The organism is Microcoleus sp. S1D4, assembly GCF_036700765.1.
In the GTDB taxonomy this organism is placed as follows: domain Bacteria; phylum Cyanobacteriota; class Cyanobacteriia; order Cyanobacteriales; family Microcoleaceae; genus Microcoleus.
This window is the reverse complement of record NZ_JAUBPP010000016.1, coordinates 121,332-145,990: the sequence shown is the minus strand read 5'-3', so window position 1 is coordinate 145,990 and position 24,659 is coordinate 121,332. Positions and strand designations below refer to the sequence as shown.

Annotated in this window: 25 protein-coding genes and 1 pseudogene; 18 read left to right on the top strand and 8 right to left on the bottom strand. The window is 46.5% G+C overall.

The window, feature by feature from the left end:
* Positions 1-26: 26 nt before the first annotated feature.
* Positions 27-1,724: a mechanosensitive ion channel gene (locus tag QT998_RS18045; protein ID WP_333093414.1), complete on the top strand. Its 1,698-nt coding sequence runs from the start codon at positions 27-29 to the stop codon at positions 1,722-1,724.
* A gap of 397 nt (positions 1,725-2,121) precedes the next feature.
* Here QT998_RS18045 and QT998_RS18040 read toward each other — a convergent pair whose 3' ends face one another.
* The 3 genes from QT998_RS18040 to QT998_RS18030 all read right to left on the bottom strand — a co-directional run bounded on the left by QT998_RS18040 (position 2,122) and on the right by QT998_RS18030 (position 7,971).
* Complete coding sequence (locus tag QT998_RS18040; protein WP_333118800.1) at positions 2,122-4,707, bottom strand: polynucleotide kinase-phosphatase; 2,586 nt, start codon at positions 4,705-4,707, stop codon at positions 2,122-2,124.
* Between the two features lie 279 nt (positions 4,708-4,986).
* Complete coding sequence (locus QT998_RS18035) at positions 4,987-6,393, bottom strand: 3' terminal RNA ribose 2'-O-methyltransferase Hen1 (RefSeq protein WP_333118798.1); 1,407 nt, start codon at positions 6,391-6,393, stop codon at positions 4,987-4,989.
* 129 nt (positions 6,394-6,522) lie between these two features.
* The gene (locus QT998_RS18030) at positions 6,523-7,971 is read right to left on the bottom strand and encodes a GTP-binding protein (RefSeq protein WP_333118795.1); all 1,449 of its coding nucleotides are present in this window, start codon (positions 7,969-7,971) and stop codon (positions 6,523-6,525) included.
* A 433-nt stretch (positions 7,972-8,404) separates the two neighbouring features.
* On the opposite strand from QT998_RS18030, the gene QT998_RS18025 reads away from it, so the two are divergent.
* The 5 genes from QT998_RS18025 (at position 8,405) to QT998_RS18005 (ending at position 10,534) form a co-directional block, all read left to right on the top strand.
* Positions 8,405-9,238, top strand: a complete 834-nt coding sequence (locus tag QT998_RS18025) for a CPBP family intramembrane glutamic endopeptidase (RefSeq protein WP_333118793.1) — start codon at positions 8,405-8,407, stop codon at positions 9,236-9,238.
* Positions 9,239-9,301: 63 nt separating this feature from the next.
* Positions 9,302-9,520 carry a hypothetical protein gene (locus QT998_RS18020; protein ID WP_333093419.1) on the top strand — a complete coding sequence of 73 codons (219 nt, stop codon included), beginning with the start codon at positions 9,302-9,304 and terminating at the stop codon, positions 9,518-9,520.
* Positions 9,513-9,944 carry a hypothetical protein gene (locus tag QT998_RS18015; RefSeq protein ID WP_333118791.1) on the top strand — a complete coding sequence of 144 codons (432 nt, stop codon included), beginning with the start codon at positions 9,513-9,515 and terminating at the stop codon, positions 9,942-9,944. The genes QT998_RS18020 and QT998_RS18015 overlap by 8 nt, the downstream gene beginning before the upstream one ends.
* Complete coding sequence (locus QT998_RS18010; protein WP_333118790.1) at positions 9,907-10,137, top strand: hypothetical protein; 231 nt, start codon at positions 9,907-9,909, stop codon at positions 10,135-10,137. The genes QT998_RS18015 and QT998_RS18010 overlap by 38 nt, the downstream gene beginning before the upstream one ends.
* Before the next feature lie 88 nt (positions 10,138-10,225).
* The gene (locus tag QT998_RS18005; protein WP_333118787.1) at positions 10,226-10,534 is read left to right on the top strand and encodes an S-layer protein; all 309 of its coding nucleotides are present in this window, start codon (positions 10,226-10,228) and stop codon (positions 10,532-10,534) included.
* Positions 10,535-10,801: 267 nt separating this feature from the next.
* Here QT998_RS18005 and QT998_RS18000 read toward each other — a convergent pair whose 3' ends face one another.
* From QT998_RS18000 to psbH, 4 genes are all read right to left on the bottom strand, one after another.
* Positions 10,802-11,068 carry a DUF3146 family protein gene (locus tag QT998_RS18000; protein ID WP_194010069.1) on the bottom strand — a complete coding sequence of 89 codons (267 nt, stop codon included), beginning with the start codon at positions 11,066-11,068 and terminating at the stop codon, positions 10,802-10,804.
* Positions 11,065-11,727 (bottom strand): aminoacyl-tRNA hydrolase, encoded by a 663-nt coding sequence (gene pth, locus QT998_RS17995; protein ID WP_333118784.1) that lies wholly within the window; start codon positions 11,725-11,727, stop codon positions 11,065-11,067. The genes QT998_RS18000 and pth overlap by 4 nt, the downstream gene beginning before the upstream one ends.
* Positions 11,728-11,982, bottom strand: a complete 255-nt coding sequence (locus QT998_RS17990) for a TatA/E family twin arginine-targeting protein translocase (protein WP_333118783.1) — start codon at positions 11,980-11,982, stop codon at positions 11,728-11,730.
* Positions 11,983-12,132: 150 nt separating this feature from the next.
* A complete protein-coding gene (gene psbH, locus QT998_RS17985; protein ID WP_006633692.1) occupies positions 12,133-12,336 on the bottom strand; it encodes a photosystem II reaction center phosphoprotein PsbH in 204 nt (67 codons plus the stop codon).
* 234 nt (positions 12,337-12,570) lie between these two features.
* Here psbH and psbN point away from each other — a divergent pair, with 234 nt between their 5' ends.
* The 9 genes from psbN to QT998_RS17940 all read left to right on the top strand — a co-directional run bounded on the left by psbN (position 12,571) and on the right by QT998_RS17940 (position 19,321).
* Positions 12,571-12,702 carry a photosystem II reaction center protein PsbN gene (gene psbN, locus QT998_RS17980; protein WP_333093537.1) on the top strand — a complete coding sequence of 44 codons (132 nt, stop codon included), beginning with the start codon at positions 12,571-12,573 and terminating at the stop codon, positions 12,700-12,702.
* A 2-nt stretch (positions 12,703-12,704) separates the two neighbouring features.
* Positions 12,705-12,986: a hypothetical protein gene (locus tag QT998_RS17975; RefSeq protein WP_333218104.1), complete on the top strand. Its 282-nt coding sequence runs from the start codon at positions 12,705-12,707 to the stop codon at positions 12,984-12,986.
* Positions 12,987-13,019: 33 nt separating this feature from the next.
* Positions 13,020-14,120, top strand: coding sequence for a chorismate synthase (gene aroC, locus QT998_RS17970; protein ID WP_333093539.1), 1,101 nt, complete (start codon positions 13,020-13,022; stop codon positions 14,118-14,120).
* Between the two features lies 1 nt (position 14,121).
* Complete coding sequence (locus QT998_RS17965) at positions 14,122-15,033, top strand: MBL fold metallo-hydrolase (RefSeq protein WP_333093540.1); 912 nt, start codon at positions 14,122-14,124, stop codon at positions 15,031-15,033.
* 170 nt (positions 15,034-15,203) lie between these two features.
* Positions 15,204-15,437, top strand: coding sequence for a hypothetical protein (locus QT998_RS17960; RefSeq protein WP_333093541.1), 234 nt, complete (start codon positions 15,204-15,206; stop codon positions 15,435-15,437).
* Between the two features lie 368 nt (positions 15,438-15,805).
* Positions 15,806-16,801, top strand: a complete 996-nt coding sequence (locus QT998_RS17955; protein ID WP_194010076.1) for a hypothetical protein — start codon at positions 15,806-15,808, stop codon at positions 16,799-16,801.
* Between the two features lie 570 nt (positions 16,802-17,371).
* A complete protein-coding gene (locus QT998_RS17950) occupies positions 17,372-17,965 on the top strand; it encodes a class II aldolase/adducin family protein (RefSeq protein WP_194010077.1) in 594 nt (197 codons plus the stop codon).
* Between the two features lie 164 nt (positions 17,966-18,129).
* Positions 18,130-18,684 (top strand): Npun_F5560 family protein, encoded by a 555-nt coding sequence (locus QT998_RS17945; RefSeq protein WP_194010078.1) that lies wholly within the window; start codon positions 18,130-18,132, stop codon positions 18,682-18,684.
* Complete coding sequence (locus QT998_RS17940) at positions 18,677-19,321, top strand: hypothetical protein (protein ID WP_333093543.1); 645 nt, start codon at positions 18,677-18,679, stop codon at positions 19,319-19,321. The genes QT998_RS17945 and QT998_RS17940 overlap by 8 nt, the downstream gene beginning before the upstream one ends.
* A 108-nt stretch (positions 19,322-19,429) precedes the next feature.
* Here QT998_RS17940 and QT998_RS17935 read toward each other — a convergent pair.
* Positions 19,430-19,857, bottom strand: a pseudogene (locus QT998_RS17935) (transposase); the annotation flags it as partial.
* Between the two features lie 63 nt (positions 19,858-19,920).
* On the opposite strand from QT998_RS17935, the gene QT998_RS17930 reads away from it, so the two are divergent.
* The 3 genes from QT998_RS17930 (at position 19,921) to QT998_RS17920 (ending at position 24,600) form a co-directional block, all read left to right on the top strand.
* Complete coding sequence (locus QT998_RS17930; RefSeq protein WP_333093544.1) at positions 19,921-20,106, top strand: transposase; 186 nt, start codon at positions 19,921-19,923, stop codon at positions 20,104-20,106.
* A 310-nt stretch (positions 20,107-20,416) separates the two neighbouring features.
* On the top strand, positions 20,417-22,594 hold the full coding sequence (locus QT998_RS17925) for an ATP-binding protein (protein WP_333093545.1): 2,178 nt from the start codon (positions 20,417-20,419) through the stop codon (positions 22,592-22,594).
* Between the two features lie 539 nt (positions 22,595-23,133).
* Complete coding sequence (locus QT998_RS17920; protein WP_333093609.1) at positions 23,134-24,600, top strand: response regulator; 1,467 nt, start codon at positions 23,134-23,136, stop codon at positions 24,598-24,600.
* Positions 24,601-24,659: the final 59 nt, after the last annotated feature.

Genomic DNA, 24,659 nt, shown 5'->3' with positions numbered 1-24,659 from the left:
AAATGTGACGTCAACCTGAGAAAAAAATGAATCAAACTTGGCAAGAAATAACTCAACAGATATCGAACCCAATAGCCGTTATGTCCGATGGCTTACGCCCCGCTACGCTACGCATTTTGGCACAAGTCCAACCCGCCGCGAATCCCCTGGCTGATGCCGAACGCGGAATTAACGATTTTGTGGTGGGTTCAAACCTGGAAAATCTCCTCTGGGCGATCGGTATCCTGCTAATTGGCTTGATCGTATCAGCCCTGGTCTCATCTTTAGTCGGGGGATTGCTCAAAAAGACTACGATAGACAACCGACTGGCTGGTTGGATTACTGGCCGCCCGGAAGGACAAGGATCCCCGCAAGTGGAAAAATGGATTTCCGCTGCGGTATTCTGGATCATTTTTATCTTTTTCCTAGTTGCCTTTTTCAACCGGCTGAATTTAACGGCTGTCTCGCAACCCCTCAATACTTTTCTCAATCAAATTGCTGGTGCTTTGCCGAAGTTAGCCAAAGCCCTAATTTTTCTGGGGATTGCTTGGGTGTTGGCGACAATTGCCAAATTGGCTCTATCGCGGGCGATGCGGACTTTTGGCGTAGACGAGCGCTTGAATCAGCAGGTGGGGAATGCACCAAACGAGAATCCTTTGCTGCTGAGCGAGACTCTGGCGAATGCGCTGTACTGGTTCATTTTTCTGCTGTTTTTGCCGTCGGTTCTCGAATCGCTGGAATTGCAGCAGGCTTTGCTACCAGTTAATAATTTGCTAAACCAAATTTTGGCGGCAATTCCGAAAATCCTGGAAGCTTTGGTGATTGGGTTTATCGGCTGGCTGCTGGCTCAAGTGGTGCAGCGGATTGTTACGAACCTGCTGGCTGCTGCTGGGGCGGACAGTTTGGGCGCTCGGTTTGGTATTTCCCGGAGTTCGGGCGGACAATCGCTGTCGTGGATTATCGGTACGATCGTCTACGTGTTGATTTTGATTCCCACGGCGATCGCAGCTTTGAACGCTTTGGACATCCAAGCGATTTCGCTGCCGGCCATCGCGATGCTCAACACGATTCTGGGCGCGCTTCCCAACATTTTCACAGCAGCCATAATTCTGGCAGTTGCTTACATTTTGGGGCGCTGGATCGGCGATTTGGTGACTAATATCTTCACCGGAATTGGGTTTAACAATATCTTTTCTTGGTTGGGAGTGCAGCCGAAACAGCCGCTACGACTACCGCCGAGTTCGATCGATCCTGAAGCAACGATTCTGCAAGAACCGGATCTGCCGGCCCGCACGCCTTCGCAATTTGTCGGCATTGTGGTGCAGGTAGGCATCATGCTGTTTGCTGTGGTTGCTGCTACCGACGTGCTGGGGATTCCGGCGCTGACGGCGATTGTCAGCGGTATTGTGCTGGTTGCAGGTAGAGTGCTGGCCGGTTTGGTCGTATTTGCGATCGGCTTGTATTTGGCGAACCTGGCCTTTAGTTTGATTGCTAGTTCTGGAACTCGCCAAGCGCGGTTGTTGGGCCAAACGGCTCGCATCGCGATTATTGCTTTTGTGGCAGCATTAGCGCTGCAACAAATGGGCATTGGCAGCGATATTGTGAATTTAGCTTTCGGGCTGCTGCTAGGGGCGATCGCAGTTGGAATTGCTCTAGCCTTTGGTTTGGGTGGCCGCGAGATTGCGGCCAACGAACTTCGCCAATGGTTAGCGTCGTTTAAACAAGATAAAACGCCGCGTTTGTAACTCTATAAAATGGCGTTTGTACTTGACAAACGCCATTTTATTTGTTATTTGTTAGTTGTTATTTCTTATTTGTTATTTGTTATTTGTTATTTGTTAGTTGGTAGGGGCGGTGGATGGTGCGGGCCCGCCCTCTTAGTTGTTAGTTGTTAGTTGTTAGTTGTCATTCAAGACGGTCAGGATGATCTCAGTCATCGTTTTTTAGAGCTATAGCGGTTTTCAAGCATTGTGAAATATGCCCTATGCCCTATGCCCAGCGGCACCTCATCTTTCTGAGAAATGCTATAGTGCTAAAATAAAATTAGCGAGAACTGAGGAGGCTTAAACTGTGACAGTTTTCACTTCTATCGAACAATCAGAAATAGAATATCCCAGCAGCGGCCTGCTTTATACCTTCAGATTACAGCCTCGGATCGACAGGTTCGCTCTCCATCGCTAAAACTCCGAAAACGCACTCGTGAACTTGCCTCAAAGGAGCGCCCGCCACAAATCTCTCCAACGCTTCTATACCGAGAGCAAACTCTCGCAACGCCAAAGAACGCTTTCCTGAAAGTCCGCGCGATCGCAATTTTTCCAAATGTTCCGGCAATGAATATTCCAAACCGTAAATAATCCGCAAATACTCTTTAGCGCGACATTTTACCGCAGGCTGCACCAGTCCTTTGCTATTTTTCATAATAAAATCGATTGGTTTAACAACCATGCCTTCGCCTCCCCCATCAGTCAGTTTTTCCCACCATTTTATCCCGGCAGATTGGCTGTCAGAATCTGCAATTTCCACTACTTTGTATTCAGTAGCTAACAGCAATTCCGAGTCAGCTTGACAAATTTCTGCAATCTGTTCCATGTGCCAGCAGTGATTTTTGTCAGTATGAACTTTTCCCTCGGTTGCCAAGATGTGGAAAGGCGCTAATTTGAGGTCGGAGATGGATTTGACAGGCCAGCAGTAACGCTGGTAGGCTTTAACGTATTGATGCGCTAGTTGCGATCGCTCTTGGTGGCGACTCAGTAAATTGCTAACTTCAACTCCCCGCTGGTTTGCCTGTTCTAAGTTTTTAATCGCATCCGCAAACGCAGTATTAGAAGCTGTTCCCACTGTGGCGTACTGTTGCTGCAATAATTCTTGAGCTTTGGCAGACCAAGGCATCAATTCGCAGTCCAAACAAACCCAGTCGGTTTGAAATTTATCCCAAAAATTGCTAGCAGTTAAAGCAACATTGATTCTAGCTAAAAATTCGGTTTCTCTACTAGAATCATTGAAGAAATGCCGTCCGGTGCGGGTGTAACAAATACCGATGCTGTTGTTAAGAATCCCAAAGCGCCGTTTAGCCGCCGATTCATCTCGGCAAACAATCACCACTGCACGGGAACCCATGTGTTTTTCTTCGCAGACAACTGTCGATACGCCCTGGTGTTGGTAGTAGCTAAATGCTTCGGCTGGATGTTCTAAAAGTCCCGGTTCTTTGGAAGTAGCGACGGGAGACATTGTGGGAGGCAAATAAATCAGCCACTTGGGATTAGCGGCAAATCTGCTCATTACTTCCAGGGCGGCGATCGCATTTTCTGCTTTAATCGTAATGTTGTTTTGCAGGCGAGTGGAAATAATCCGCTTGCCCAATACGTCGGCAATGTCTAATATATCGTCAGATTGCTGTTGGGCGGTGAGAGGAGTTGTAACAGCAGTAAGTGCGATCGGCTTGACAGGTTCGCAGTAAACTCTAGCAGCCGCAACGCTGACAAATTCTCTTTCAGGATAGCGCAAAGCTGTTAGTTTGCCTCCGAAAACGCAGCCCGTGTCAATATCAACTGTATTGTTAAACCATTCTGTTTCCGGGACTGGCGTGTGTCCGTAAACAACTGCTGCTGTGCCGCGATATTCGGCGGCCCAATTGTAGCGGACTGGTAAGCCGAATTCATCGATTTCGCCTGTTGTTTCTCCGTACAAGGCAAAATCTCGAATTCTCCCGGATGCGCGTCCCTGAAATTCTGCTTTCATTCCGGCGTGGGCGACGACTAATTTGCCGCCGTCGAGGACGTAATGCCCGATCAAACTGTCTAGAAATTGGCGGATTTTTGTTTCCGCAGATTCGCGAAATTCGTCGGGCAAAGCTGCTATTTCTGCTAAGGTTTGTTCGAGTCCGTGATTGATTTTGACATTTTTGCCGTTGAGTTTTTTTAGCAATTTAATATCGTGATTGCCGGGGAGGCACAATGCTGTTTCTGCTGCTACCATGTTGCGCGCGAGTTTGAGGGTGTCGAGAATGCGCGGGCCCCGATCGACCAAATCGCCCAAAAACACGGCTTTACGCCCTTCTGGGTGCGCGTAAGTGGGAAAATCCCAGAAGCCGGACTCGCTGGTTTTTTCCACAATTTGATAGCCCAACTGTTGCAGCAATTGCTCTAATTCGCCGCAGCAGCCGTGAATATCGCCGATGATGTCAAACGGGCCGGACTCGCTTTTGCGGTTGTTCCACAGCGGTTGTCTGGCGACTTCTACCGCGTCGATTTCCTCTGGGGAACGGAGGATGTAAACGTAGCGAAATCCTTCGCGATCGAGGTTTCGTAGCGATCGCTTTAAATTCTGAACGTGGCGGCGAACTACGTGACTGCCAAAGTTGCGGTTTGGACGTTGTTGATTGCGATCGGCACACAATTTTTCGGGTAAATCTAGCACAATTGCGGCCGAAATGCAATGATATTTTCGGGCTAATTCTAACAAAGGTTTGCGACTTTCCGGCTGAACATTTGTCGCGTCTATAACAGTTAATCGGCCTGCTGCTAGCCGTTTAGCAACGATAAAGTGCAGTAATTCAAAAGCATCTGCGGTTGCAGCTTGATTGTTTTCGTCATCGGAAACCAGGCCGCGACAGTAATCCGATGAAATAATTTCTGTCGGCAGGAAATGTTGGCGCGCAAAGGTAGATTTCCCGGAACCTGATGCACCGATGAGAACGACTAAAGATAGTTCTGGAAGGGTAATTTTCATAGTTTAATAGTGATTTACTCGTTACTAGGCTCTGCCTGGTAACGCAGATCCAGAGGCTCTGCCTCGAATTTTCATCGAACCTCGCGAGGCAGAGCCTCTGGCCATCGGTTCCCAGGCAGAGCCTAGGAACCAGTTATAGTTTAATAGTGATTTACTCGTTACTAGGCTCTGCCTAGTAACGCAGATCCAGAGGCTCTGCCTCGAATTTTCATCGAACCTCGCGAGGCAGAGCCTCTGGCTATCGGTTCCTAGGCAGAGCCTAGGAACCAGTTATTTTTATTAATAGATTTTGCACTGGGCGAAAATTGCCATTTGCGTAGGCGAACCTACTTCTAAATCTTCGGTTCCCACACAACGAAACTCTACTGCAAACCCAAACCGTTCTGCAACCCCATTCGCCCAAGTTTGAAATTCTGCCCTCGTCCACTCAAAGCGGTGATCTCGGTGGCGAAATTTCCCTGCAGGCAAGTTTTCAAACCGCACGTTATATTCAATATTTGGAGTTGTGACGATCGCACTTTTGGGCCGAATAAACTCAAACAACACCCGCTCGAAAGCAGCCAACCGATCTAAATCGAGATGTTCGATCACTTCAATTACCGCCGCTGCGTCAAAATCTGTCAAGCGGCTGTCCCGATAAATCAGCGAACTTTGGATTAGTTGAATCCGAGATTGTTGTGCGGGAGATAAGCATTCTATTTGCAATCTTTCCGTGGCAATTTCCAATGCCCGGTGGGAAACATCGACTCCCGTAATTTGTTCGATCCCACTTTCTTTCAAAAGCAATCGCAGCAGTTTTCCCTCACCGCAACCCAAATCTACAACTCGCTTAACATTGCTGGCTTTTAAAACCTCCATCACAGCATCTAAACGCTGTTGGTTGAGACTAATTCGCTGTTCTAAAACTTCCTCTTCTTGCTGGTGAGAAATTTCTAGTTTCTCCTGGTCAAGATTATCGGCTTCTGCTAATTGTGCCACAGCAAGGCGCGTCAAGCGGCGCTGGCGTTTCAAATAGCGATCGGCAATTTGTTCGCGGGCCGGATGCGCGTTCAACCAACCTTCGCCGTGACGCAATAACTTCTCGATTTCATCATCGCCAACCCAGTAATGTTTGTCGTCATCCAACACCGGAATTAGCACGTAGAGATGGCTCAACAAATCCGCCAAACAAATTGTATTTTGCAGTTCCACCGAAAAGTAAGGACTCGTGCCCCATTCTGGAAATTGCGCGTCAAGAATCAGCGGTTTTGCTGCGACTTGATAGCCCAGCGGCTCAAACATTTCGCGCAGAAACTTTTGGCCACCGCGACAGGGCAAAACGGAGAGATTAACTGTTAGAGGGATTGGGCTTTCTGCGAGTTCTGGGCGGTCTTTGCAGCGACCGGATAGAGCTGTACTAAAGACTTTGGCAAGGGCGACAGACAGAAACGAAGAGGCAACGTAGGGGCGATCGTTCACGTATTGGTCGAGAGGGCGATCGCCCGATTTCGACTTGCCGCGCACCAAAGCAACCGGATCGACATCTAACAGCAAAGCCGCCGTGCATTTTTCTGCATTCGCTTCGGGATAAAACACGCTGGCTTGTCCGAAAGTCATCGGAAAGCATTGAAGGCGATCGGGATGTTTGTGCAGCAAATAACCTAAATCTGTAGCTGGGACGCGAGTTGTGGAGATGGTTAATAACATAATATTGGGAATTGGGCATCGGCCAAACAGGGCATCGGCCAAACAGGGCATCGGGAATTGGTGTTTGTTATTGCATAATTGCTTCTTCTGACTACTGACTACTGACTACTGACTACTGACTACTGACTATTAAGATTGCTGTTTTTCCCCACTCCCCAAATCCAACTTAGCCCGCAACTCATCCTTAATCCGATTTAAAATAGAATCCTCATCCAAAGAAGATAAAATCTTGCTCACAACAGCCTTTGGCCCGTCATCTCCCCAAGACGCACCGTTAGCCAAATAAGCCTTAGTAACTTGACCGATTCCGTAGCAAGAAACCCCAGCAATTGCAGCTTGCGTCACAGCCACAGAAAGATAAGGCCCCAAGGCCAAACCTCCCGTCGCCGGTGTCGCCAAACCCAACAATCCTTTCAAAGAACTTAAACCCAAATTAGCCAACAATTCCCCCGCAGTAATTCCCCCCATACTCAATGCAATCTTTTGCAGCAATTCCACCGCCCCTGCTTCTGTCATCGCAATGCCGTAAACTTTAGATAAAGTTAATATCATTACCACATCAATTACCGCACCGCTAAGAATATCAACTACAGTAACTGGATTTAGGGCGATCGCCACAGCTTTCGTCATTACCCCATTCCAGATAATCCGGTTAGCCGCATCTTCTCGAATCTCCATTTTTCGCTGCACCAACTGCTCGTTAATATCCCCCGCACAAAGCATCGTATTCAGCGCTACCAAAGATTTTCCTTCCCGGTCTAAAATCTCCAAAATCTTTAGTTTTAGATCCTCAACTTGCGGCAAACTGCGAGTCATTTGCACGCTCATACTTCCGTCGGGACGGCGCACCGCCCGCGCCGTCAAAGGTGAAGCGGCAGACATCACAATTTCATCGGGAGATAACAATTCTCTCACGCGATCGTCCCGAATTTTGTGGTAAATTGCCAGCCTATCTGCATCGGGATACTGGTCAATTTTATTAAACACTAATAACATGGGTTTTCCGGCTTCCCGCAATTGCGAAAGTGCTTGATATTCCACTTTCGTAATGTCGCCAGCAACTACAAACAATATCAAATCTGCTTGTTTAGCAACGCGGCGGGCTAAAAGTTCGCGAGTTTCGCCGTCAACTTCATCTATTCCCGGAGTATCGATTAATTCTACTTGCGATAAACGGTAAATAACTGGCGAAAGTCTATCGGGTAAACCGTCATCCACACCATCTCCCACATCCCACTGGCCAATAGTTGTGGTGCGAGTCACCCCGTGAGTCGGGCCAGTTTCAAACACATTTTGACCGAGTAGCGCGTTTAAAACCGAAGATTTTCCCCTTCCCACCATCCCAAACACAGCGATTTGCACGCAAGCGCGCTCTAGCTTGTCCAGCATTGTTTCCAAGCCGCCAATTTCCGGCTCCAGTCCAGTTCGCTCTTGTGGTGTCAAGTCGAGATTTTCTACTATATCTCGCAGAGCATCTTTAGCGCGGCGCAGGTTGAGTTCTGCTTGAATGTCTGCGAAACTTAATATTGTGTCGTCTAATTCGCGATCGACATTTGAATAATCCGAGGCTTCAGTCATTGTTACCTGATGTTATAGCTTTGCTTCACTTAAAGTTTTAACCGATATGATGCTATTCTAGCTTTTTCTGCGGGCTTTGTACATTAGCGACTCCGTAATGCTCGTGAGTGTCAACTTAAACCTGACCACCTTTGTATCTCTCGTTTATAGCCGAGGCCAGATCCCCCTAAATCCCCCTTAAGAAGGGGGAGTTTGATCAGAATCTTGTCCCCCCTTCTTAAGTTCGTTAATAGCCGAGGACAGCTCCCCCTAAATCCCCCTTAAGAAGGGGGAGTTTGATCAGAATCTTGTCCCCCCCTTTTTAAGGGGGGCTAGGGGGGATCTGGCCTCGGCAGCCAACAGAAGTATATGAATAAATTTGACCTTAACTTGACACCAGCGAGCAATGTTATGCTCTCAAAATATCATGTAAAATCTATTTAATTTACCACCAATGATTAACGCCAACAAAATAGCAAATTATCCATTTTTATTACGAGTAATAAGTTTCCTATTAATTTTAGCAGCAATCTGGCTGCCCGTCGCCGCACCAATTTATCTCTTAGTTAAAGATAGCAACCTCGCAACTATTCTGACAATGGGATTGTTGTTTGCCGAGTTTCTGTTTCTAGTGCGGCGCTGGGGAAAACAGGTTTACGGACAAACGCAATTGCTCAAAAGTTACGGTTTAGTCAATACGCGACAAAACGGTTTTGAGCTTTTGACTGGATTGGCGATCGGCATTTCGATTACTTTCACCCTATTTTTGGTGCAAGGGCTGTTCGGCTTTGTCGCATGGCAAAATTCTGATAATTTGCCTCGAATCATTGCAGAAGGGCTATTAAGCGCCCTGGGGGTGGGTTTTGCGGAGGAGTTGGTATTCCGTGGTTGGTTGCTGGACGAATTGCAGCGGGATTACAACAATCAAATTTCTGTGCGGGCGAATAGCCTGATATTTGCCCTATCTCATTTTATCAAATCTGTGGAGGCAATGCTGCGGACTTGGCCCCAGTTTCCGGGCTTGTTGTTGTTGGGTTTAATACTGGTTTTGGCAAAGCGCAACTGTCAAAATCGCCTGGGTTTGTCGATCGGGCTTCATGCAGGTTTAGTCTGGGGATACTATATAATTAACATCGGAGAGTTAGTACGATATTCTGGCTCTGTTCCCGATTGGGTGACTGGAATTAACGGCAATCCGTTGGCTGGGGCAGTGGGGCTTTTGTTTTTGAGCGTCTTGGCTGTAGGAATGCGGCAAATGTCAGAACGTTCAAAAGGGCGATCGGATTAATCAATTCTTGAAAATGGCATAATAGATCAGACCATACTCTACAACCAACCTTGGGAAATTTTTATGCAGCTTGCTGAACTTCTACCACTCGTGAAAGATTTGCCTCACACTGACAAACTTTTACTACTGCATTTTATCGTATCCGAATTACTGCAAGAATCAGGTATAGTTCCGCTAGAAGAGCAAGGCAAAGCATCTAGCACTAATTCCTACAACTCTTTTGAAGCGGCTGCTGTTTTAGCAAAAGCATTATCAGAAGAAAAAACAGTAAAACATGGTTGATAAAGTCAGATTTGTGTTTGCCGAAATCGATCCGCAACTGGGTGCATTAAGTACATTGCCTTACTTGCCACTAACTTTAACTTATCGCAATTGCTCTTTAAGTGCATCAGGCTTGCTAGATACAGGTTCTAGTGTTAACGTATTGCCCTACGAAATGGGATTAAGATTAGGAGCAATTTGGGAAAGTCAAACACTTTCTGTTCCATTAGGAGGCAATTTGGCTAGGTTTGAGGCGCGGGCATTGGTATTGAGGGCGAATATTGAGCGCTTTCCTCCAGTGGATTTAGCTTTTGCTTGGACAAAAGACAGGAATGCTCCATTAATTCTGGGACACATGAATTTCTTTCTGGAGTTTGATGTCTGCTTCTACCGGGCTGAATTATTATTTGAAATTAGTCCTAAAAGAAGAGGCGAGCAAAGATAGGCTGGATTTGTCGATCGGGCTTCATGCAGGTTTAGTCTGGGGATACTATATAATTAACATCGGGGAGTTAGTCCGATATTCTGGCTCTGTTCCCGATTGGGTGACTGGAATTAACGGCAATCCGTTGGCTGGGGCAGTGGGGCTATTATTTTTGAGCGTCTTGGCTGTAGGAATGCGAAAAATTAGTCAGTAGTCAGTAGTCAGTTGGCAGTTGTTAGTTGGCAGTTGTTGGTTGTCAGTTGACTGTTGTCATTTTATCAATTCCCAATGACCAATTACCTATGAAACTCACGATTTTTGCCGTAGCTATACTGCTAATTAGTGCTAACTTTTATGATCCTGTAAAAGCACAAACTACCGCACAAGTCAAGTTAAATAATTCTTTAGTTCAAGTGCAGCCAACGCGAGAACAAATCCTCAATGCTTGCGTGCTCAATCAGGCTGAAACTCTGCCAAATCCTTTTACCGATGTACCTTCCAATCACTGGGCTTACAAAGCGGTTTTGACGATGTATTATTGCGGCGCTTACCAAGAAGCAACTGCGCCTGCTTTAATTCAAGAATTGCTGCAATCACCACCAATCAATTGATTATCCCGCATTTCATCAGAGGCCAGAAACCGGGTTTTTTACGAAAATACTTGTTGAAAACCATAAATCTCGGAAAACCCGGTTTCTTAGTTCGTAGCGTCAAGGCCAAAGAAACCGGGTTTTTGAGAGCTTTAGCCTGTGGTAACGAAGTATTGTCGTAAAAACCCGGTTTCTGCACTCAAGGTGTTTCCAGGCCAAAGAAACCGGGTTTTTGAGAGTTTTAGGGTGTGGTAACGAAGTATTTCCTAAAAACCCGGTTTCTGAGTATTAAAACTGAGCCCGAACCGTAAAGGAATAATCCCCGCCCGGTTCAAGCTGATAATCCCATTTCTCCAGAAAACGGTGCAGCGGTTCTTGAATCAATGCCCTACCCCGAGATGGTTCCAGTATCAGTGTTTTTTCTGCCGTGAAACGCCACTGAAACTGCCACTCAAAATTGCCGGCACTTACTTCACCCTCAATGGTGCCTTTTAGCCAAGATTGGCCAGTCACTCGGACATATGCAGTTGTTTCGGGCAAACGTCTCGAACTCACCTTTTTGTTTCCGCGTTTGTTTCTGCAATGGTACGATTGTTGTAAAGACTCATGGCTTTTTCTACTCCCTGATGGAGGCTAAGTTCCACAGCTTCTACAACTAATTTAAGCACTTTCTCTACTAATTGACTTTCCTCTGAGGAAAATTTTCCTAATACGAACGAAATCGTATCTTTGTCATTTTTAGCAGGATCGTTTTGAGGTTTGCCGATGCCAATCCGCAAGCGGGGAAATTTGTCTGTACCTAAATGAGAAATTGTTGATTTCATGCCGTTGTGGCCGCCGGCTGAACCTGCTAGCCGCATTCTGAGTTTGCCGATCGGCAAATCCATATCGTCATATACTACTAATACGGACTCTGGAGGTATTTTGTACCAATCTGTGGCCGCCCGAATCGATTGGCCGGACAGGTTCATGTACGTCAACGGTTTCAGCAAGCGGATTTTCTGTCCTCGCGGCCGATTTCCCTCGCCAAATATGCCTTGAAATTTGCGGTTTTCTGACAGGGAAATTTGCCAAGATTTAGCCAAGGTATCGACTGCATTAAAGCCGATGTTGTGTCGCGTGCGATCGTACTTTGGTTCTGGATTTCCCAAGCCCACTATTAGCTGGGGAATTATTAACTCCGCTGGTTTTTCCGACTTCTGAGTGTTATTCATCTAACTGTTGGCGGTATCTTCCTTTGCTGCCGCGATTTTTTCGGTTTCGGGCTTTTTGGTAGTTGCGACTGCTTCTTCTAACTGCTTGGCTTCCCGCGTAAACTCCGACTCAAAATCCCGCGAAGCGTCTTGAAATCCCCGCAGTGCTTTTCCGAAACTCCGACCGATTTCCGGTAACTTTTTCGGGCCGAATACCAACAGGGCGATGGTAAAAATTACTGCCATTTCCGGCAAGCCAATTCCAAAAATATTCATGTTTTTTCTCCGGTATTTTGTTTAATTAGTTAGCATTAAATTACGAGCCACTAACGGGAAAGGGCAAGGAAAAATGGGAAAATTTAGCTTTTACCCTTTCTCCTCTACCCTCAGCTTTTACTGTTAGCCTGACTGTTTCGCGCTCAAATTTTAGCGGCCGAGACTCGACCAATCGACATCCACATTCTCCAGAATCAGTGAAGAGTTGTAGATTTGCAAAATAATCAACAAGAACACGAAAAACAGTCCGATGAAAACGCTCATCAACAGGGTGGTTCCCCAACCAGGGGCTACCTTGCCGTATTCTGAGTTAAGGGGTTTGAGTATATCTCCTAACCAAGTCCGCTGTGCCATAAGTCACCTACAATGAATCTCTACAGAAAAGTTTGACATACTTCCACCGCTAATTGCGATCGCAATTTTTTAGACCCCCCACTCCCCGACTCTCCCGCAGTCTCCGACTCTCCCCGTCTCCCCGTCTCCCCCGGATGCTGCCATACCCTACCCAGCCTAAAATCACTAGACTTTGAGACGGATTGTTATTTTTTGTAATATTATAGAGTGGATAACTCATAATTGCTCCCCAATATGGAACCAGCAGCATTTCTAGGTATTTCTCTCGGTGTGTGTCTGGTGGCAATCACCGGCTTCACGATTTACACGGCTTTCGGCCCTCCCGCCAAGCAATTGAGAGATCCTTTTGAAGAACACGAAGATTAGAGATGAAGGAAGAAGGAAGAAGGAAGAGGGAAGAAGGAAGTTCGGCAACGAGCAATGTACGGGATGTAACGGATGTAACGGATGTAAGTCCGTCGGAAGAAGGAAGAAGGAAGAAGGAAGGTTTGCCCAATTTTCGCCCTCTCGCCCTCTCGCCCTCTCTCTCTCCCCTTCTCCGCAGCGATCGAACTTCTGCAGTGCCCGATCGACCTTTCGCCTCCCCAGTCAATGCTATATTCTGCAAAAATACAGTAAATCTCTATTGGAAAAATATATCTTCCAGTTAAAGTAAAAATTATCAGGTTTCAGGCGAAAGCACTATGGGCAACACCTTCGGGCATTTATTTCGGATATCGACATTTGGGGAATCTCACGGCGGCGGTGTGGGAGTAGTAATAGACGGTTGTCCGCCCCTGGTGTCGCTAGACGCATCGTTCATTCAAGCGGAACTCGATCGCCGCCGCCCGGGCCAAAGCAAAATTACGACGCCCCGCAAAGAAGCAGATACCTGCGAAATTCTGTCGGGGGTGTTTGAAGGCAAAACTCTGGGAACTCCGATCGCAATTTTAGTCCGCAATCAAGACACTCGCCCTCAAGATTACGGCGAAATGGCGACAACTTACCGCCCTTCCCACGCCGACGCTACCTACGATGCTAAGTACGGAATTCGGAACTGGCAAGGCGGAGGTCGAAGTTCGGCGAGGGAAACTATTGGTAGAGTAGCAGCAGGGGCGATCGCCAAAAAAATTCTCTCTCAATCCGCTGGAGTCGAAATCGTCGGCTACGTCAAACGCATCAAACACTTAGAATGCGTCGCCGACCCGGACACTGTTACCTTAGAACAAGTAGAAAGCAACATCGTCCGCTGTCCCGATGCCGACTGCGCCGAAAGAATGATTGAACTAATCGAAAAAGTTCGCGACAACGGAGATTCGATCGGCGGTGTAGTCGAATGCGTCGCCCGCAACGTACCCAAAGGTCTGGGAATGCCCGTATTCGACAAACTCGAAGCCGACTTGGCAAAAGCTATCATGTCCTTACCCGCCAGCAAAGGTTTTGAAATTGGTTCTGGCTTTGCCGGGACTATGCTTTTGGGCAGCGAACACAATGATGAATACTATACTGATGAACAAGGGGCAATTCGTACAGTGACGAATCGTTCCGGCGGAATTCAGGGTGGCATTGCTAACGGTGAAAATATCATTCTGCGGGCGGCCTTCAAACCAACTGCGACAATTCGTCAGCAGCAGCGCACAGTTACCCGAGAGGGTGAAGCAACGCTGCTAGCGGCCAAAGGACGGCACGACCCTTGCGTTTTGCCAAGAGCTGTGCCAATGGTGGAAGCAATGGTAGCTTTAGTGTTGTGCGACCATCTGCTGCGCCATCACGGACAATGTGGAACCTTAAAGTCTGAATTTTAAAATGGAAATCAGCTTGTCCTCTGTAGCGGCAACTCCCGTTGATTGCCCTCAACCCTCCGAATCAATAAAAGGTATAGATGATTTTGTCGTACAGTTCTGGGGCGTGCGGGGCAGTGTTCCGACACCCGGACAGGAAACTGTTCGCTACGGCGGCAATACTTCTTGTTTGGAAATGCGAGTCGCTGGCAAACGCTTGATTTTTGACGGCGGAACAGGCTTGCGGATGCTGGGAGACCAGTTGATGCAAGAAATGCCGGTGCAAGCTTATATGTTTTTTACTCACTATCACTGGGATCACATTCAAGGTTTCCCGCTGTTCGCCCCAGCTTTTATCCGCGGCAATAGGTTTGATATTTATGGGGCGATTCCGCCGGATGGCGATTGTCTCAAAAGGCATTTTGTGGAACGGATTCTGCACTCGAATTCGCCGGTGCCGCTGATGGGTTTGCCTGCAGATTTGAATTTCTACGAACTCAATCACAACCAGACGATGATGCTGGACGATATTGAGATTAGGACTGGTTCTCTGAATCACCCGAATACTGCTATGGGATATCGGGTGAGTTGGCAGGGACGTTCGGTGGTTTACTGTTCTGATACGGAGCATTTTCCCGATCGACTAGATGAGAATGTCTACAATTTGGCCCTCGACGCTGACGTGCTGATCTACGATGCGATGTACACCGACGAGGAATATCACAATCCCAAGTCTCCGAAGGTGGGTTGGGGACACTCGACTTGGCAGGAAGCGGTGAGAATGGCTAAGGAAGCAAGGGTGAAACGAGTGGTGATTTTTCACCACGATCCGGCTCATACTGACGATTTTCTCGATCGCATCGCCGAAGATGTGCAAATCGCTTTCCCCAAGGCTGTCATGGCCCGCGAGGGTCTTATTTTGCCGATCGGCTTCTGAACTTTCGTCGGTACGGTCGATCGCTCATAATTTGATCCTACGATCGTTTTTTGATGTGGAGCAGGTCTTGTGGCCCGCTCCACAACTTTTTATTTTTAGCAAATACTGTTAGTGCGTGGTATAATTCTGGGCTAGTAACTTTTTAGGAAGAATATTTAAGTTTTTTTTGATTGTTTTACTCGCTCTTATTTGAGAAGCTCGGCAAAATTAGCAGTTTGTTAATCGCGATCGCGCGGGTGAATCGTAATTGCGATCGCTGTGAATGTGCCGTGACAAGAAGTATCGAGTTTGAGGGCATCTCAGATGAGAACGAAGTGCCGTACAACCTGCGGGCGATCGCAGGATCGAGCAACAACCCACCCGCGCGATCGCTTCCGCAAAACGCACACCAAGAAGTAAAATAATTGGAGGATTGCAGCAGGCGAAAAAGTGAAAGTTTTAAGTGTCAACAAACACGGCGAGGCTCCGCAAGATTTCACTCTCGCACGAGGCTCCCCGATTGGCAACAAACTTGACTTTATCATCGTCATACCTGCAATTTTTTGAGTAATTCCCAAACAAAAAAGCTGAGGTTATAGTTAGGAAAAAACACAGGTACGGTGCTTTTTTAGAAACATGAATATTTGCAACTCTGAAAAGCCGATATGAGAGCTTTTCGCTACAATCTGAGTGATTTTTCCGCAGTCAATTTCATTCAAAAGAAAGAGACGATCGCTCTTTGGTTTGGGACTAGCTGCAACAGCAAAGTGAATGTTATGACTTGACTATCAAAATGGGAAATTTACGTTTTAGATCTTCAGCAAATCAGTACAGATGGATTGCCCTAGGCAGTTTTGCTGTAATTATGGGTATTTCAGGGGCATTAGCCTACCGCCTAGCTCCGCTGCCGGGATTCCTGGCTCAAGGCACTCTGGCTTCTAATAATCCGCCAGTAAAATTTTCGAGCACGGGCGCGACAATTCTCAAGCAGGGAGAGCAACTGACTCCCGATGTTCTGCTGGCAGATAATGTTGTCAAAGCAGTCGCAGATGCAGTTAAGCTGTCGCCTCAGCAAGTTCGACAAAATGCTAGCGTCAAGATTTCTAAGCCGGAAGAACCTCTACAGATTGCTGTTGGGTATCGCTCGCTCGATCGGGATCAAGCAGTGCAAACGGCGGATATGTTGATGAAAGGCATGGTTGAAAAAAGCCGCCTGATTAACAGATATCGGTGGCAATCAGTCAATCAGTCGCTCAACCAACGCTTGGCAAAAGTCACTCAAGACCTCAAACAAGCTCAACAACAACTCGACCAATACGAAAGAGAGCGCGCTCGCCTGTTGCAGCAAATGAAGCTTCAGCAAGACTTTTACAACAAAACTCAGCTCGCGATGGCGGATACGCAAGCGTCGGAAAAAGAAATGGTGAGCAGTTTGGCTGCCGCGACAGCGCCGCAAATTGTGGCCACACCCACGAGCGATCCGACTGTGCCTCTGATTTTGGGAGTTGGCCTGCTGTTGGCCATTTTGGTAAGTCGCGGTTTGATTCCTTCGGTGGCGGATTGGCAGCACAAAACAGCTTTTCAGCGAGAAGAGAGCGAAAGGCTCCAAAGTGCTTTGTACCGACTGATCAAAGAAAACCGCGGCGAAATCACTTTGGTGCGGTTTGCGATGGAGACGCGGCTGTCGCCGGATGTCGCCCAGCGTTTTTTGAACGAACAAGCTGAAATCTTTAATGCCAATTGCGAAATTAAAGACGACGGCAGTATCTTGTATCACTTCCACATTTAAAAGGTGGCAGGCGCGCTCGCTCCACAGAAAACCCAGAGCCGATCGGGCATTCACTGCTCGATCGGTTTGCTTTTTGGGTAATTAGTTAAAAAATCTTTAAGATATGTAATTTGGGTGTTCCGCTTGCTTCCCTGTATGTATAATGAAAAAAATACGTAAATATACGGTTGCTTTTTACTTGAGTTACCTATAAATGCATAGTTTCTCGTTAAATATTTTTTAGGGAGTAACTCAGCTCAGTATAAATGCTGTAGTCTAAAGCTATAAGTTGTTCGGGGTGTTACATAGTTTCACAGAAGAAATTAGCTCGGGCCAGAGCCTGGAATCAAACTCCCAGCCTGAAATCGTACTTTTTACATTTAACTTTTGCAATCACCAATTGAGGCTAAACCTATGATATTTGGAATAATTGGCTCTTCTTTCGTAGCTTACTTTTTGTTGATGTCGATCGCCAATTACGGCGACACTGGAATGTAGACTAGACCCAGCCGGCAAACAAGCAGTTTGACAAATTCGGTAAAGTATTTGACCCAGCCGTGTCTGTCGTGTCCGCAATTTGCAGGAAAATGAATGGATGAAGGAGTCGTTAAGTACCGCTGTGACTGGAAAGAGGCAGACCCTGTAGCTGCCGGGGACATAGCAGATTTGATGGACTGGCGCGATCGACTCCACTCTTGGGGACTAATTGCCGTCTACGAAAATGGCATCGGGTTTGGGAACGTCAGCGTCAGGATTGGCAATTCTTGCCAGTTCGTGATTTCCGGCACCCAGACAGCACACTTGCCGCAGCTAGGGCCAGAATCCTACTGTACTGTTACTGAATTTAACTTAGAACAAAATTTCCTCTGCTGCCGGGGCCCGGTACCAGCTTCGTCGGAGTCCCTGACTCACGCAGCACTTTACCTTCATGCTGGCGATGTGGGGGCGATTATTCACATCCACAATCCTCAACTCTGGCAACAACTGCTGTTTAAAATTCCTACTACTAGAAAAGAAATACCTTACGGCACTCCTCAAATGGCCTTAGAAATGTTTAGACTTTTTGAGGAGGAGAATCTCGCCGATCGCAAAATTCTGGCGATGGCCGGTCACGAGGACGGAATTATCTGTTTTGGAAGCACTTTGGACGAAGCTGGGAAAGTGCTCTCGACTGCGATCGGTTAGACCAGATCTGCGTTAAACTAAGCTTTACCCTTGGCTGATGCTCGATCGCTCCAACGCGCCGACACAGCTTAAAAACTTTGACAGTGCCTCTTGCCTCTTCGGTAAGAGAAAGATATTTTTAAAGAGAAACACACTACTATTCATAACAAAAGCTGAGAGTCATCGTGAATCTAACTAAACTTGTAAGCTCAAAAGAACTGCAATCAGAGGTATCTCGTCTCACCGAAGAGCTGCAAATGCGCGACCAATTGGTGCAGCAGTTGTCTCAAGAACTTTTCAGACTGGTGAAGGGAAATACGAGTTTTGTTCCTGCGCCGGAAGTTTCCGATCGCCACCAAGCTCAAATGCAGGCGATGCGCGAACAACTGCAAGCTGTCGAAGAACAGGTGGGTTTTTATCAAGAACAAATTGCCGATCGGGATGCTGAGGTTTACCAACTGCGGCAGTCAGTGCAAGAATTGACCGATCGCTCTCGGATGCTCGAACAAGTTGTTCAGGAATTGCCAGGGGTTTACCGCCAGAAGTTTGCCGAACGGATCGAGCCGATTAAGGAAAAGCTGGATCAACTGCAAAAGGAAAACCGCCAATTGCATACAGAGTTGCAAAGCGTGACTTACCGTCTGGCGGTTCGCAATCGCAAGGCTAAGGGCTTGGATCTGCCTAGTGTCGATCCTGATGACGATCGCGGGATTCAAATGCCGAGCTTTGGCAATGTCTGAGGTTTTGATTGTGACGGGTGACGGGCAAAAAGTAGCAGCAAGTCTCCTTGAGGCGATCGCTCGATCTCATCCTTTAACCGAAGTCAATATCTGTGGAATTTCTGCACTCAATTCAGGAGCGATCGCCTCCGCTGGGGCGATCGTTTGTCCTATGACGCTGGATGTGCCGTCCCATCTGGTTTTTCCGGGTCAAGATGTGTTTAAATTTTGCCGCAATGTTGCGGTGGCGCGCGATCGAGTGGCTGAGGAACTGCTTTTTCCCGTCGGCGAGGGCAGTTTTTGGCTCCCTGTGGTGCACACAGCAAAGGGGCCGCTTTATGCTGAGGCGATCGCCGCAGAATCCGATAAATTGTCGGGCGAGTTGAGTTACCGTCAACCGCTGCATTTGTCGGATGTTTGGCGGCAGCAGTTGTACCAGTTGGCTTACCGTTTGTTGGTGGATATTTTAAATGCGCCTCCGGCGACTTATTTGATGCAGTTTGGGTTTGTAGGGGAGAAGATTTTGTTTGATCGACTTTGGCCTTTTCCGGCTGCACCTGCGATCGCCTCTGTCGGCCTTCAAGTGCCAGATTTATTTATTTGTCACTGGAATTGCTTGAAAAATCAGCCGATTTATGATATACAAATTACTTCTTGATGTTCCTAATGAGGACTTTAGTCCAATGGCACTGCTCAAGTCTTAATTAGGGCTTGCTGAAAAAGTCAGAAAACAGCATTTAGAAAGGTGATTGAATTTGCGATCGCCTTAAAACAATAGATTTTGCTCATTTTTTTTTGATAAAATATAACTTTTGCTAATTATCCGAGACTCAAAACCTGAAAAAAGGTTTGTGTTGTGAAATAGACATAAAAAAAGCCAAAAAGCCGGCCGTACCCAGGCGGAAATATTCATCACCAGAAAAATTATGGCGATGGTTGTTTCAGAAGTATTAGAAAATTTAGCCATGACTCTACCAAGGCTAAATCTTCTTTTACCTGCTCCAAATTTTTCCTCAATCAAGTTACGAATTCTTTCGTCAGACTTAGCTTGCTTCTTCTTTGACTCGCTGATATTTTTAGGGGTATTTCTAGAGGAACGCCACTCATCCTAATCCCGATTTCTTTGCACCAAGCTCGATTTGACTGCGTTCGATATATGCGATATACATGAATTGATTCGGGATAGTAAGCTGTTGCTCATATAGATTGTCTATAGCGATTGAGGGGGAGAGAGGGAGAGGATTTGACTATTTTTGATTGTCATCAAAATATACAATTCTTCGCAATCATATCGAGGGAATTTGTAACTATTTTTTGAACCAAACAACGAGTGGTTTTAGGTCAGGAATCAACAATCGTCTCAAAGTGATTAAGCTTCAAGCCTATGGATTTGTTAATTTTGACAATTTTCGAGTTCGACTATTAGCTGGCTTTTCTAATTAGTTTTTATGAGCGCCGCAAACCCAGAAGACCCCAAAAATTAATTTTTATTCACAATAATCAGGGATTTAAAAGCAATTTTTACTGAATATAATGATTTAATTGTACGGTCGATCGCACTTTTAGACACTTCAAGTCGATCGCGCGATCGCCCTCCACAACCAGCAAGTGCCTCAGATCACAAAGCCCGCAGATCGCCCTCACCCCCAACAAACGTAAAATTATGTCAAATTAAGTAAAGAGTTATAAAATAACTATTGGCAGACCTGCAGACAGTTATGACCGCAAAACTAAGAGCTACAGACAAAAAAAAATGGACACAGACTTGCAGCAGTTGAGCGCAGACCAAGAACTGATTCTCAACCAAGTAGACAATGCCATCGCTCTGTTCGACTCGTCTGAGTGCTTAGTTTTGTTTAACAAAAAATTGGCAGACACTTGGGAACTGTCCCCAGAATGGCTGGCCACAAAGCCCAAGTGCGAGTTGCTATTTGCCGAAATTGTCGATCGCGGTTACTTGTCGCTTCAGCAGTGGGAACAGTTTCAGGAAGCACTGAAAACATCTCAGGATCAAAATTTATCATTTTATTTCGAGCAATCCAACGGCATTTGTTTGGAAGTCTTCGCCACAATTACCAACAGCGGCGGGAGACTGTTTACCTTTCGAGACGTTACGGTATACCGAACATCCCAAGCTAGCTTGAACGCAGAAGTCAGGCGGCTGACATTTCTTTTAGGTTTAACCGAACGCCTGCAAAACTCTCACAGTTTGCAAGAAATAGGTAGGTTTGCCCTTAGCTATTTGGTAGAGGCGACGAATGCTGCTTTCGGAGATGTCAAAGTAATTAGCGGTTCGGGAAATGACAGACAAGCGGCGGCAATTTCCAACCAAGTTTCTGGTCAATTTTTGGCTAGTTACGGGGAACCAGTCGCCGCCGGAATGCAAGAATTGCTCGACAAAGGCATTCCCTACGGCATCGGTTTGCTGTGGAAAGTGGTGGAAACCGGTCAACCTTTGTTGATCGATGACTATGCCCAACATCCCAATGCTGTGCCACAATTTCGACATCCGGGAATCGGACAATTGGGGATTTTTCCGATCGCCTCTACCGACGGCACCATCATCGGAGTGTTGACGCTGGAGTCCCGCAACGTCAAAAAATTGCAAGCCTCCCTCCACCAAGAAGTGCTCACAGCGGCTTGTCGGACGCTGGGTACGGCTATCGAGCGGGCTCAGACACAAGAAAACCTCCGCCAAGTTAACGAACAATTAGAGTATTCTTCTCAATTGAAATCTGAGTTTTTAGCTTCGATGTCCCACGAATTGCGGACGCCTCTCAACAGCATTCTCGGATTTTCTGACTTGCTGCTGCGCCAAACAGCCGGACAGTTGAGCACTCGACAAATCAACTATGTAGAACTGATCGAAAAAAGCGGCCAGCACTTGTTGCAACTAATCAACGATATTCTGGATCTTTCTAAAATTGAAGCGGGGAAAGTAGAACTAAATTTGCTGCCAGTGCGCGTTCACGAACTCGCTACAGATTGTCTAAAAATGATTCAGCCGAGGGCAGACAAAAAGCGGATTGCTTTGTCTTCAGAACTAGATTACCGCATTAATAAAGTTTTGATAGACGAACGACGAGTGCGACAAATTGTGATTAATTTACTTTCCAATGCCATCAAATTTACACCGGAACAAGGACAAGTTAAACTCAGCGGGCGTTTGGCCTACGGCAGCGAAATCAAAGGCGATTATCGACCGGATTGTTCTCCTGTAAATGACAGCACTCCTTATTTTTGTTTGGAAGTGAAAGACTCCGGCATTGGCATTCCTCAAGACCGTTGGAACTTGCTATTTCGCCCTTTTCAACAGGTAGATTCTTCCCTGACTAGGCGGCACGAAGGCACCGGTTTGGGTTTGGCTTTGACTAAGCGTTTGGCGGAACTGCACGGAGGGACTGTTTCTTTTCAATCTGTTTGCGATGTCGGCAGTGTGTTCCGCGTTTGGCTGCCTTTGACGGAGATGCGTCAAGAGTCGGGAAGCTTTGCTGCTTGTGCTTTGGATTCTAAGTTAATCCCTGCTTCTACGATCGCTTTGCCAATTGGTAGCAAGCGGATTTTGGTTGTGGAAGACCAGCCTTTTAACCAAATGTTAATTTCGGAGGTGATGGAATTGGAGGGCTACGGGGTAGAGATTATCGCGGATGGGAAGGCGATGGTCGATCGAATTTTGGCCGCTTCTACTGCGCCGGAGTTACTGCCGGATTTGATTTTGATGGACATTCAATTGCCGGATGTTGACGGCTTTGAGTTGATGCGGCGAGTTAAGGCAGATCCTGTATGGGACTCGGTACCGATGATTGCGGTGACGGCGATGGCGATGGCTGGCGATCGCGATCGATGTTTTGAAGCTGGCGCTTCTGGTTATTTGAGCAAGCCGCTGGATCTTAATTTGGCGATCGCGACTATCCGTTCTTTTCTCTCTTAAAAAGCATTTACGCACCGGTGGTCAGAAACCGGGTTTTTTGCGAAAATACGCGCGTTGTAGCGCACAAATCGGGTAAAAAACCCGGTTTCTTTGGCAGAGTGCATAATACCAAGTTCGGCGTTTTTTTGTCATTTTGAGCGCAGCAACGCAATCGAAATATCTGTTTTTCACAGTGTTTTGCCTTGGATTCACTGCCACCAAGGTGTAATTTATTACATTTGATCGTGCGAAAGGCTAAACTCAATAGTAGAGAAATTTTAAATTGAATGTAAAATCAATTTATCTGAACCGAACTCAACTATTTCGGCGATCGAGCGGGGGCATCTTTTTTCAGGAACCAGAGGAAAAGGTCAAGAATACAACACAATCTGTTCTGGACGCTATTAAACTAAAAAAATTGGGTTTTTTACCCGATTAAAAATCTGGATGCAGTATTATCGAAAAAAATCCGATTTCTAGGCGATCGTCCGTCAATCCTTGCTAAATACCTCAATTTTTCGTCCTTGCCGGTCGGTGACAAACTTTACCTATCAGATTCCATGTCAAACAAGTCGCCCTGCATCATGTTGGTTGATGACGAGCCAGATAATCTGACTTTACTCCAAGAGTTATTGCAAGTCGAAGGATACACCACAGTATCAGCGCTATCTGGCGATGAAGCGCTCTCCCTCGCCCGCACATTTCGACCAGATTTAATTTTACTTGATATTATGATGCCGGATATGGACGGTTTTGATGTCTGCGACATCCTGCGTAAGGATACGGCTTTACAAACTGTACCGGTGATTTTTTTGACTGCCCTCAGTGACGACACCTCTCGCCTCAAAGGGTTAGAAAGGATGGCAGATGATTATTTAACAAAGCCTTTTAACAGTTGCTTGCTGCTGGCAAAAATTAAAAATATTTTGCAGTTGAGCCAAATGCGATCGCAAGTTGTAACTTCCCAATTCAACCAGCAAGTCACAGAAAAAAGCCAGCGCCAAATCGCCGCAGCTTGGGAGGCCAGCGAATATATTGCTGAAAAATTTCAGCTATTTGTACCGGAGCAGATTCTCACACGAATTGCCCCAAAAGGCATAGAATCGATTCAATTGGGAAATGTCACAGAAGAAGAGCTGACTATTCTATTTTGCGACATTCGCGGGTTTACGACGATCGCAGAATCTCAACCAGCACACGAAACCTTTGAATGGTTGAACGCTTTTTTTACTAAAATGAACGATTGCATCACGTCCCACGGCGGGTTTATTGACAAATACCTAGGCGATGCCATCATGGCAGTATTCGATCTGCCGACTTCTCACGCTATAAATGCGATCGAAGCCGCAGTAGCCATGCAAGAAAGTTTGCAGGAATTTAATGCCGATCGCCATAAATACAATTTAGAATATCCCGTCAACATCGGTACAGGAATTAACACCGGGATCGGCATGATCGGCACCTTGGGTTCCGATCGCCGGATGGACTCTACAGTCATCGGCGATGTAGTAAATACAGCTTCTCGCTTAGAAAATTTAACTAAAATATATGGCTGCCAAATTATTGTTAGCGAAAATGCGATCGTTCATGCCAGAGAATTTCTAAATAACATAAGTCCGAATTCAAACTCAAAAGAAAGTCTATTATTAAAGTGTGACTTGGAAGCAAAAATAGGGGAGAGTATGATTTCAAATTCTCACGCGACAGCAGCCGACAGCCATTCAGCCAGCAACAATTATTACTATCGGTGGATCGATAGAGTAACCCCACGTGGCAAGCAGCAAGCTATTGAAATCTACGAAATCTGGCCCGCATCCAGTCCAGACTCCCAGGCCAAGCAGCTTACCCAGGCTTTATTTGACAAAGGAATTCAAGGATGGCAAGCCAAAAAATTTGTCGCCGCCCTAGGATATTTTCAGCAACTAATCGAACAAAACCCTGCAGATACAGTCGTCAGTTTTTATATAGATAAATGCCGGGAAAAACTAGGTCTTATACCTGCCAATAGCAGCTCAGAAATGAACTAAATAAAACCGTTCCTAGTAAGGACTTCAGTCCTCATATTTAACAATAATGACTAAGTTCC

Coding starts and splice junctions, on each gene's coding strand:
- QT998_RS18045 (WP_333093414.1), top strand. CDS start 27: ATGAATCAAACTTGGCAAGAAATAACTCAACAGATATCGAACCCAATA.
- QT998_RS18040 (WP_333118800.1), bottom strand. CDS start 4,707: ATGAAAATTACCCTTCCAGAACTATCTTTAGTCGTTCTCATCGGTGCA.
- QT998_RS18035 (WP_333118798.1), bottom strand. CDS start 6,393: ATGTTATTAACCATCTCCACAACTCGCGTCCCAGCTACAGATTTAGGT.
- QT998_RS18030 (WP_333118795.1), bottom strand. CDS start 7,971: ATGACTGAAGCCTCGGATTATTCAAATGTCGATCGCGAATTAGACGAC.
- QT998_RS18025 (WP_333118793.1), top strand. CDS start 8,405: ATGATTAACGCCAACAAAATAGCAAATTATCCATTTTTATTACGAGTA.
- QT998_RS18020 (WP_333093419.1), top strand. CDS start 9,302: ATGCAGCTTGCTGAACTTCTACCACTCGTGAAAGATTTGCCTCACACT.
- QT998_RS18015 (WP_333118791.1), top strand. CDS start 9,513: ATGGTTGATAAAGTCAGATTTGTGTTTGCCGAAATCGATCCGCAACTG.
- QT998_RS18005 (WP_333118787.1), top strand. CDS start 10,226: ATGAAACTCACGATTTTTGCCGTAGCTATACTGCTAATTAGTGCTAAC.
- pth (WP_333118784.1), bottom strand. CDS start 11,727: ATGAATAACACTCAGAAGTCGGAAAAACCAGCGGAGTTAATAATTCCC.
- QT998_RS17990 (WP_333118783.1), bottom strand. CDS start 11,982: ATGAATATTTTTGGAATTGGCTTGCCGGAAATGGCAGTAATTTTTACC.
- psbH (WP_006633692.1), bottom strand. CDS start 12,336: ATGGCACAGCGGACTTGGTTAGGAGATATACTCAAACCCCTTAACTCA.
- psbN (WP_333093537.1), top strand. CDS start 12,571: ATGGAACCAGCAGCATTTCTAGGTATTTCTCTCGGTGTGTGTCTGGTG.
- QT998_RS17975 (WP_333218104.1), top strand. CDS start 12,705: ATGAAGGAAGAAGGAAGAAGGAAGAGGGAAGAAGGAAGTTCGGCAACG.
- aroC (WP_333093539.1), top strand. CDS start 13,020: ATGGGCAACACCTTCGGGCATTTATTTCGGATATCGACATTTGGGGAA.
- QT998_RS17965 (WP_333093540.1), top strand. CDS start 14,122: ATGGAAATCAGCTTGTCCTCTGTAGCGGCAACTCCCGTTGATTGCCCT.
- QT998_RS17955 (WP_194010076.1), top strand. CDS start 15,806: ATGGGAAATTTACGTTTTAGATCTTCAGCAAATCAGTACAGATGGATT.
- QT998_RS17950 (WP_194010077.1), top strand. CDS start 17,372: ATGGATGAAGGAGTCGTTAAGTACCGCTGTGACTGGAAAGAGGCAGAC.
- QT998_RS17940 (WP_333093543.1), top strand. CDS start 18,677: ATGTCTGAGGTTTTGATTGTGACGGGTGACGGGCAAAAAGTAGCAGCA.
- QT998_RS17925 (WP_333093545.1), top strand. CDS start 20,417: ATGGACACAGACTTGCAGCAGTTGAGCGCAGACCAAGAACTGATTCTC.
- QT998_RS17920 (WP_333093609.1), top strand. CDS start 23,134: ATGTCAAACAAGTCGCCCTGCATCATGTTGGTTGATGACGAGCCAGAT.